The sequence below is a fragment of the Holdemanella sp. DFI.5.55 genome, from assembly GCF_020593575.1.
Taxonomy (GTDB): Bacteria; Bacillota_I; Bacilli_A; order Erysipelotrichales; family Erysipelotrichaceae; genus Holdemanella; species Holdemanella hominis.
Genome location: NZ_JAJDMK010000083.1, coordinates 1 through 8,867, shown reverse-complemented (window position 1 = coordinate 8,867; position 8,867 = coordinate 1). Strand labels below are relative to the sequence as shown.

Annotated in this window: 7 protein-coding genes; all 7 read right to left on the bottom strand. The window is 34.1% G+C overall.

The features are described from left to right. Positions 1-91: 91 nt before the first annotated feature. Positions 92-676 carry a ribosome biogenesis GTP-binding protein YihA/YsxC gene (gene yihA, locus LJE08_RS11880; RefSeq protein ID WP_118012332.1) on the bottom strand — a complete coding sequence of 195 codons (585 nt, stop codon included), beginning with the start codon at positions 674-676 and terminating at the stop codon, positions 92-94. A 1-nt stretch (position 677) separates the two neighbouring features. Beyond that, positions 678-2,984: an endopeptidase La gene (gene lon / locus LJE08_RS11875; RefSeq protein WP_117924689.1), complete on the bottom strand. Its 2,307-nt coding sequence runs from the start codon at positions 2,982-2,984 to the stop codon at positions 678-680. Positions 2,985-3,048: 64 nt separating this feature from the next. Further along, complete coding sequence (gene tig / locus LJE08_RS11870) at positions 3,049-4,326, bottom strand: trigger factor (protein WP_117573153.1); 1,278 nt, start codon at positions 4,324-4,326, stop codon at positions 3,049-3,051. Then, a complete protein-coding gene (locus LJE08_RS11865) occupies positions 4,319-5,050 on the bottom strand; it encodes a DUF3196 family protein (protein ID WP_186998673.1) in 732 nt (243 codons plus the stop codon). The genes tig and LJE08_RS11865 overlap by 8 nt, the downstream gene beginning before the upstream one ends. A 115-nt stretch (positions 5,051-5,165) precedes the next feature. Then, positions 5,166-6,542 carry an MATE family efflux transporter gene (locus LJE08_RS11860; RefSeq protein ID WP_117924683.1) on the bottom strand — a complete coding sequence of 459 codons (1,377 nt, stop codon included), beginning with the start codon at positions 6,540-6,542 and terminating at the stop codon, positions 5,166-5,168. Between the two features lies 1 nt (position 6,543). Then, positions 6,544-7,311 carry an InlB B-repeat-containing protein gene (locus LJE08_RS11855; RefSeq protein ID WP_186998675.1) on the bottom strand — a complete coding sequence of 256 codons (768 nt, stop codon included), beginning with the start codon at positions 7,309-7,311 and terminating at the stop codon, positions 6,544-6,546. Positions 7,312-7,366: 55 nt separating this feature from the next. Beyond that, positions 7,367-8,794 carry a helicase-related protein gene (locus tag LJE08_RS11850; RefSeq protein WP_227403333.1) on the bottom strand — a complete coding sequence of 476 codons (1,428 nt, stop codon included), beginning with the start codon at positions 8,792-8,794 and terminating at the stop codon, positions 7,367-7,369. Positions 8,795-8,867: the final 73 nt, after the last annotated feature.

Genomic DNA, 8,867 nt, shown 5'->3' with positions numbered 1-8,867 from the left:
ATTTTTAAATTATTTATCGAACATATGTATATCTAATTCATCTCATGACTAAAGTCACGAGTGTTCTCAGATTGCATTATAAAAGAACAGACTATTTTTTAGCCTGTTCTACAATTTCATTGATTCTTTCTAAGACAGGTTCAAAACCTGTTTTTTCTGTACTACTGATACCGAAAATATTCTTCATTGGCAAATGTAGCTGTTGAGAAATATCTTTCAACGCACGAACACGTTTTGTCTTAGGAATCTTGTCAACTTTTGTAGCTACAATAACGATTTGAATTCCAAGACTTTGAATCATTTCGATCATATCTAAATCATCATGCGTGGCGCCATGTCTTGCATCGACAAGTTGTACAACACAACAAATCTGCTCTCTTTGGTTAAAGTATGTATCCATCATTTTACCCATCTTGATCAGCATTTGTTTAGACATTTTCGCATAACCATATCCAGGAACATCCACTAACATCCAAGTATCATCAATCTTAAAGAAATTGATTAAACGTGTTTTACCTGGTGTATTTCCTACATAGGCAAGTTTTTTCTTATTAGTCAATGCATTAATAAAGCTTGATTTTCCAACGTTACTACGTCCAACGACTACAACTTCTGGTAAATCAGATTCTGGCCATTGTTCTTTTTCAACAGCACTAATCACAAATTCACTGATCATACTATTTTACCAATGCGTTATGTAACACTTGAGATACATTTGAACAAGGAATAAAAGTAACTGCATCTTTTACTTCTTGAGGTATATCATCTAAGTCTTTTACATTTTCTTTTGGAATCAAGATCGTATCAATTCCAGAACGATGTGCTGCCAATGATTTTTCTTTCAATCCACCAATAGGAAGAACATTTCCTCTAAGTGTAACTTCACCAGTCATAGCTAAATTCGCCTTAACTGGAATATTAGAGAAACAAGATACCAATGCCGTTGTCATTGTAACACCAGCACTTGGTCCATCTTTAGGAACCGCACCTTCTGGTACGTGAATATGTACATCATTTTCTTCAAACAATTTAGGATCAATTTTGAATTCATTTGCATGCGTACGAACATAGTCTAGCGCAATACTAGCACTTTCCTTCATGACATCACCTAATTGTCCAGTAAGAACAAGTCTTCCTTTACCTGTAAAGCGAGTTGCCTCGATTTGAAGGATATCCCCACCAAAACTTGTATAGGCAAGTCCCGTTACAGTTCCAACTTGATCTTTCTTTTCTTTTTTACCATAATCAACTTTTTCATTACCCAACCACTCATGAACTAATTTTTTAGTCAATTTAATGCTACGTTTGTTGTTTTTTAAGATAGCCAATACTGTTTTACGGCAAATTGTCGCAATTGTACGCTCTAAAGAACGAACTCCCGCTTCACGAGTATAGTAACGAATTAAATATAGTAACATATCATCATCAATTTTTAACTGAGACGCTTTTAAACCATTTAATTCTATTTGTTTAGGAACTAAGTGATCCTTGGCAATATGAACCTTTTCTGCATCTGTATAGCTTGATAATTCGATAATTTCCAAACGATCTCTTAATGCAGGTGGAATATTTTCTAAATAGTTTGCCGTCGCGATAAACAACACTTTTGATAAATCATAAGGCTCTTCAATATAGTGATCTGAGAATACTGAATTTTGTTCAGGATCCAATACTTCAAGCATTGCACTTGATGGATCTCCCTTATAATCACTTGCCATTTTATCAATTTCATCAATCAAGAATACTGGATTCGTAACGCCTGCCTTTTTCATACCTTGAATGATACGTCCAGGTAAAGCTCCTAAATATGTTCTTCTGTGACCACGAATCTCTGCTTCATCGCGAACACCACCAAGTGACATTTTCACAAATTTACGATCTAAAGCTCTAGCAACACTTTTTACCAAAGACGTTTTACCAACTCCTGGAGGACCTACCAAACAAATAATTGGTGCATTCAATGAATTTGTCATTTGTTTAACAGCCAAATACTCTAGAATACGTTCTTTTACTTTTTCTAGACCATAGTGATCTGCGTTTAAAATAGCTTCAGCTTCATTTAAATCTTCATTGTCCTTCGTTTCTTGCCACCAAGGAAGATCCATTAACCAATCAATATAAGATTTAATGACACCTGTTTCTCCACTTGCCATAGGTAGCATTTCATAACGACTCACTTCGTCCGATACCTTTTTCTTAATGTAGTCTGGGTATGGATTTTCAGCTAAACGCTTACGAATCTTAGCCGCATCTTCATCTTGGGCAACTGTATCCCCTAATTCTTCACGAATGACATTCATCTTTTCACGAAGATAGTAATCTTTTTGTCCTTGATCAATTCTTTCTTTGACAGTTTCGTTGATTTGTTGTTCAACTTCACTCATCTTTTTCTCTTTAGCCATATCTTGAAGCAACATCATTAGACGATCATTCACCCCTAATGTTTCAAGATACTGTTGTTTTCTTTCAATATCTAAAGGCAATCCTTGAACAGCTTTATCACTTAAGAATTCACCGCCCATACCCTTTGAAATTTCCATAACAATTTCTTTAGTCACAAAACGATCTTGTCCTTGCATACGATCAAGTTCATCTGCAATCATACGAATCAAAGCTTCTTCTTCGACAGCGTCCTGCTTTTCGCTTTCAAGAATTTCAACTTCGGCTAAATCACTTAGGCTTCCATTGATCCAATTATTTAGCTTAACACGCTTAATTCCACGAAACTTTACACGTAAAAAGTTATCAAAACGACGAATATGACGAACTTCGCATAAAGTTCCTACAGGATATATATCTTCTTTTCCAGGATTTTCTTTTTCAAGTTCTTTTTGAGAAAATAAACAAATCTTTTTATCATAATTATCCTGCGCATTTTCAACAGCATGTACAGAAGTATCTCTACCTACATCAATCACAATTTCTTGATTTGGATATAGGACAACCCCTCTGGTACAAACTAAAGGATAGGTATTTAATTCCATACGAAAACCTCCTTATATTAAATATGGAAAAAGACGCTAAGCGTCTTTTTTCTTTTACATTATACTACTTTACAGAAGTTTTAATGAAGTCTAATGCTTTTTGATTTGCTAAATCTGCTTTAATACTTTCTGGAGAAATCAATGATTTGATTTTTTCTACTTCCATGTTATACATTTCAGACATTGTAGTAAATTCTTTTTCTACATCTTCATCACTAGCTTCAATGCTTTCAGCTTTAACGATAGCTTCTAATACTAACTGAGTTTTAACACGAGCTGCAGCTTCTGGACTCATTTGAGCACGGATTGCTTCTTCAGTTTGGTGAGTTGCTTCTAAGAATTGTTTAGCAGTGAATCCAGATTGTTGCATACGACCTTCGAATTCTTTGTACATACGATCAACTTCAGCATCGATCATTACTGCAGGGATTTCAACATTAGCGTTGTCACAAACTTTTCCTAACAATTCATTTGTGAAGTTTTCTTCAGCTTCTCTTTCTTTTTGAGCAGTTAAATCAGTTTTTACTTTTTCTTTGTAAGCATCTACTGTTTCAACATTTTCAATTTTTAATTTTTTGATTAATTCATCATTTAATTCAGGAAGATCTTTATATTTTACTTCGTGAACTGTGCAGTGGAAAGTTGCAGGTTGACCAGCAAGTTCAGCTGCTTGGTAGTTTTCAGGGAAAGTAACTTCAACGTCTTTTTCTTCACCTTTCTTAACTCCAACTAATTGTTCTTCAAAACCTGGAATGAATGATCCTGAACCAAGTTCTAATGGATAGTTTTCTCCAGATCCACCTTCAAATGCTACACCATCTTTTGTTCCAACAAAATCGATAACTACTTGATCACCTAATTGAGCAGCATCGTCATCTTCACGAACAACCCAGTCAGCATAACGATCTTGAACACGTTTAACTTCGTTTTCAACATCTTCTTCTGTAACTTCTACATCCGCTTTTTTGATATCTAATCCTTTGTATTCACCTAAAGTTACTTCAGGAAGTACTGTACATGTAAATACTAATACGGCTTTTTCATCATCAGCTTCTTTAACATCTAAAGTAGGACGAGCTACTAAATCGATGTTGTGTTCTTTGATTCCTTCTGATAATGCTTCATTAGCTACTTCTTCACTAGCCATATCATATAATGCTTTTGAAGAAAGTTGTTTTTTAACTAAAGCATCAGGAATTTGTCCTTGACGGAATCCTTTCAAATTCATGTGAGATTTAGCATAGTTTAATGCTTTTTTCTGTGCTTTTTTCCAAGCTTCACCTTCTACTGTTACTTCTAATTCACCAGTAGAATTTTCTTTCAAAGTCCAAGTACTAGTCATTGTTTTCTCCTCGCTTTTCAATGGATAACTCAATATCCTCAATTCTTTCAAGACCTTGTTTTTTAACAAAACCAGGCCATTCATCGGATTTCTGCATTGCATCATACACAAGTCTACAAATACCTTTCGCAAGCTGGTAAGGATCTTTGTCTTCTTGATCGAATGGTCTTTCATATAAAACTAACTGCATCAAAAGGGACATACAAAATTGAATCATAGTAGGATCCTCATTTGTAAACCAACTTTCGAATAATGAGCTAGCCTCACTGATTGACTGATCTTGCTCCATAGGTAAAATAGCACTTGGTATAAACGTAATGTTCAACCCGGATTTTATCAAATCAAACGGATCATCAATTTTCTGCTCCATTAAAGCTTCAATCAATGTACCCTTATATTCATCAGGTAAATCTGAATCTAGTAATTCCTGAACTTCATCATGACACATTCTTAGATTCATGTTTTCTAAAATAGAAATCGCATAGATTTTTTGTTCTAGAGTACCATGAACATAATCCTGTAACTTACTGAAATCCATACTCTTACTCTTCTGTTCCAAATATGGTTTACATTCAGACTTATAATATTCCAATAACTCCAATGCATCCTTTGGAACATAAGGCATGTTCAGTTCCTGACAAATCAATTCGTACGCCTGGGCATAACTTTTTTCATCTATCTCTTTTTTTATTTCTTCGATTAAAGAATGATAATATGCGTTCACTTATACCTCCATGCGAAACATTAGTATTCTACCATAAATATCGATAATAATCAATTCTACGCATTTCTAAAATACAGAATCCGTAGAATGTCATTTAAAGAAAAAAACTCTCCTTTTACAGAGAATTTGTTTTCCTACTTTTTTCTAATTCATTTAACTTCTTGAATTCAACTAAAATACAAATAACCGATACTACAAAGGCTACAAAATCCGCAATGGGAGCCGCGTATAAGATTCCATTCAACCCAAAAAATTTAGGTAAAATCAAAACAAGTGGAATCAAAAATAATACTTGTCTAGTCATAGACAAAAACATTCCTAAATATGCTTTTTTAATTGACGAAAAGAAGCTAGACGATAACATCTGTACTCCATCAATACATACTAGCATTAGATAGATTCGCATAAACATTGTCGCAAATTCAAAATAGTTCGCATCCCCTGATCCAAATATTGATAATACAGTACTTGTGCAGAATTGAAATAAGGCCCAACCAATAAATGAAACAACCAAATTTGCACTTATCGCAAGCTTGAACGTCTTTTTAACACGCTCATATTTTTGCGCTCCATAATTAAATCCAATGATTGGCTGCATACCTTGCGAAATACCAATGATGATAGCTAATAATATCGCATTGGTTTTCATCACAATGCCACATGCAGCTAAAGGAATATCACTACCAAACTTAGTAAACTGTCCATAATACGTCAATGAATTATTTAATACGATTTGCACAAACAAAATCGCAATCTGATTTAGTGAAGCACTCATTCCAATGGTTGCCATTTCCTTTGTATCCTTCAAAGAAATACGTAAACTCTTTTTATTAAATTCAATGTGTTGAAAACTCTTAATATACCAGGCAGCAATAAAAAATGAAATCACTTGACCAGCTACTGTAGCAATGGCAGCTCCAGCGACACCCATATGAAACCCAAAAATAAACAAAGGATCTAATATAGTATTCACAACAGCACCCGCAACCATACATATCATTGAATATTTTGGTGACCCGTCTGCACGAATCAAGTTACTAATCACATTTGTCGTAATCAAAAACGGAACACCCAAAGTTGTAATTCGTGTATATTCAAGTGCCAAAGGCATAATTGTACTTGTAGCCCCGAACGATTTTAATAGTGGTTCAAGGAATACAAGTACTAAAACAACATAGATTACTGAGCAAAGAACAGACATACTAATACCATTCCCAGCAATACTACTTGATCGTTCTGGCTTCTTTTCACCTAGATATAAACTAAATAAACTTGCTGAACCAATCCCAATCAACAATGCAATCGCAAGTGCAATTGTTGTCAATGGAAAAGCTACATTGGTTGCCGCATTTCCTAGAAAACCAACACCTTGACCAATAAAGATTTGATCCACAATGTTATATAGTGACGATACAAGCATTGAGATAATACTTGGTATCGCAAACTTTTTTAATAATGATGACTCTTTTTCATACCCTAATGGATTTTGCATACTAATTCAATTCCCTCTTTCTAAACTGTGCAATTAAATGCTTATTCCCCATTGAATGCTCACGAATGACATTTAACTCATTTCCTCTTTCATCAAACCAACCCACAAATTCATATCCTGGCTTTGTTGCCGGCAACAAATGAATCGTATCCGAAAAATACGTATATGACTTTGGATTTCTTCGACTACTTAGTCCACCATTTAAATCATATGTAATCTTATATTGACTTACTTGCCAATGAGCATATAAAGTACAAGACTCATGAATGGGTTCATCCAAGTTATAACGCCAACGATAATCACAATCCCAGAACCATCCATCAAAGGTATATCCAACTCGAACTGGCGGCTTTAAATCCTCCAATAAACCATGTTCATCCGTACATACATCCATATAATTGGCTCCACCACACGTTTCAAAGTGGATAACTGGACATTCTTTATAAATAGCTGTCAATATAACAGGTTCATGAATGCCTGCTGGTACACTCGTTATAATTTCACCATTCAACTGCCAACCTACAAACATAACGCCCTTCTTAAATGCCGGATACAACAATAATTCTTCCGATTCAATGCATGTATATCTTGGATTACGACGCGACATAACTCCGCCGTCCACATCATATTCAATGGGATACCAAATAGGAATCCATTTATCATATAAAGTCACAGAATGAGGAAGCACCCCACCTGGATTTAATCTTTTTGTACACTCTTTATCTATATACCAACCAACAAATTGGTAACCTTCTCTTTTTTCACTCATCAAATATCACCTGCCCATTATTTTATCACAAATAGAAAAACTTCTAGGAAAATTTCTAGAAGTTATTCAAATAATTATATAAACTATTCCCAAAAGTCATTTCCATAAGTTCACTTGCGATTTCTTTACTTTGAATCCGCATAATATGATCTTCTACATCTTGTTTACCTAATAAATTTATATTTCCATACCATACAATTTCCTGATCAATAATCGCAAAATGTTCACAATTATCTTCTGCCGATTTTAGATAAAAACCAGATTGTCTCATTTCCTCTAACAACTGCATTCTATAATTTGAACTTCCAAACCTGATTTTATCTGGCATCCAAGAAACTATAGTTACTTCAACTCCACTTTCCATCTTTTCTTTGATCAATTTAGTAAATTCTACAACTCTATCGCCAGATAATGAAGGACTGGATACAATAATATTCTTATTAGCACACAATAAATCTTGACTATACATATCATAATAATTACTTGCATCAAATATAGATTGAGAAATTTGCGATTCACTTTTTATGCCGTTAGTATCTGAAATTAATTCATAACCTGATTTTTTATAGGCCTTTAATCTTTTTCCATACATTCGATCAAACATCGGAATATGGACATCTACATAATCATATACAAGTATTGTATCTTTTTTATCATATAGTCGATGAATTCTTCCTGTAAATTGTTCTATAACACTACTACTAGCTACAGGCATTGCTAGAAACAAAGTATCCAACCTATCAAGGTCAAATCCTTCTCCAACGAGCGATCCTGTCGCAATTAATATCATAGTTTTATCTTCAGGTACGCTTTTCATTAATTCAATAATACGATTATTTTCTTTTTTTGATTGACTTCCTATCAACAAGAAAACAAAATCTGCCACACCTTCTAATTGTTGATATAGCTTCTTACAATGATTTACATATTTAGACAAAACCACAGGCGTACGATTTTTTTGAATACAATCTTTTATATCCTGAACAGTCATTTGATCTCGCAAATCATTATCTCGTAATATTGAGTATGCTTCATTGGGATTCTTTTCATCTTTCATTATTCCTCTTGGTGCAACCACATGTGTAAACCGAGGATATAACAAACGAGGAATCCCTTGTTGTTTTGCTTGTTCTTTTGCGGAATATTTATGTCGTATTGGACCAATAAGCATAAAATTCATCTTATCCAATTGGTCCGTTCGATCAACGGCTGTAACACCATACACATACTTAGCTTTAATTTCTTTTAAAACAGCACTTTCTGTATTTGAAGCCGCATGATGACATTCATCCACAATGATCATGCCATACTCATTCAACAGTTTATGAAATTTTCCCTTTTTACATATAGAACCAGCCATTGCGATATCAATTATACCTGTCATAGAATCATGAGATCCCTGTAAAGTACCTATCAATGATTTTCTCTTTTTGATCAACCCCTTTGGTGTCGTATATTCAGGTAACTCTTCATTTATATCCAAAAATTTCTGCTGCTTATCTGGTACTACGTCAAGAAAAAGGACTCATAAAATAGATAAATTTTAAATTCTAATG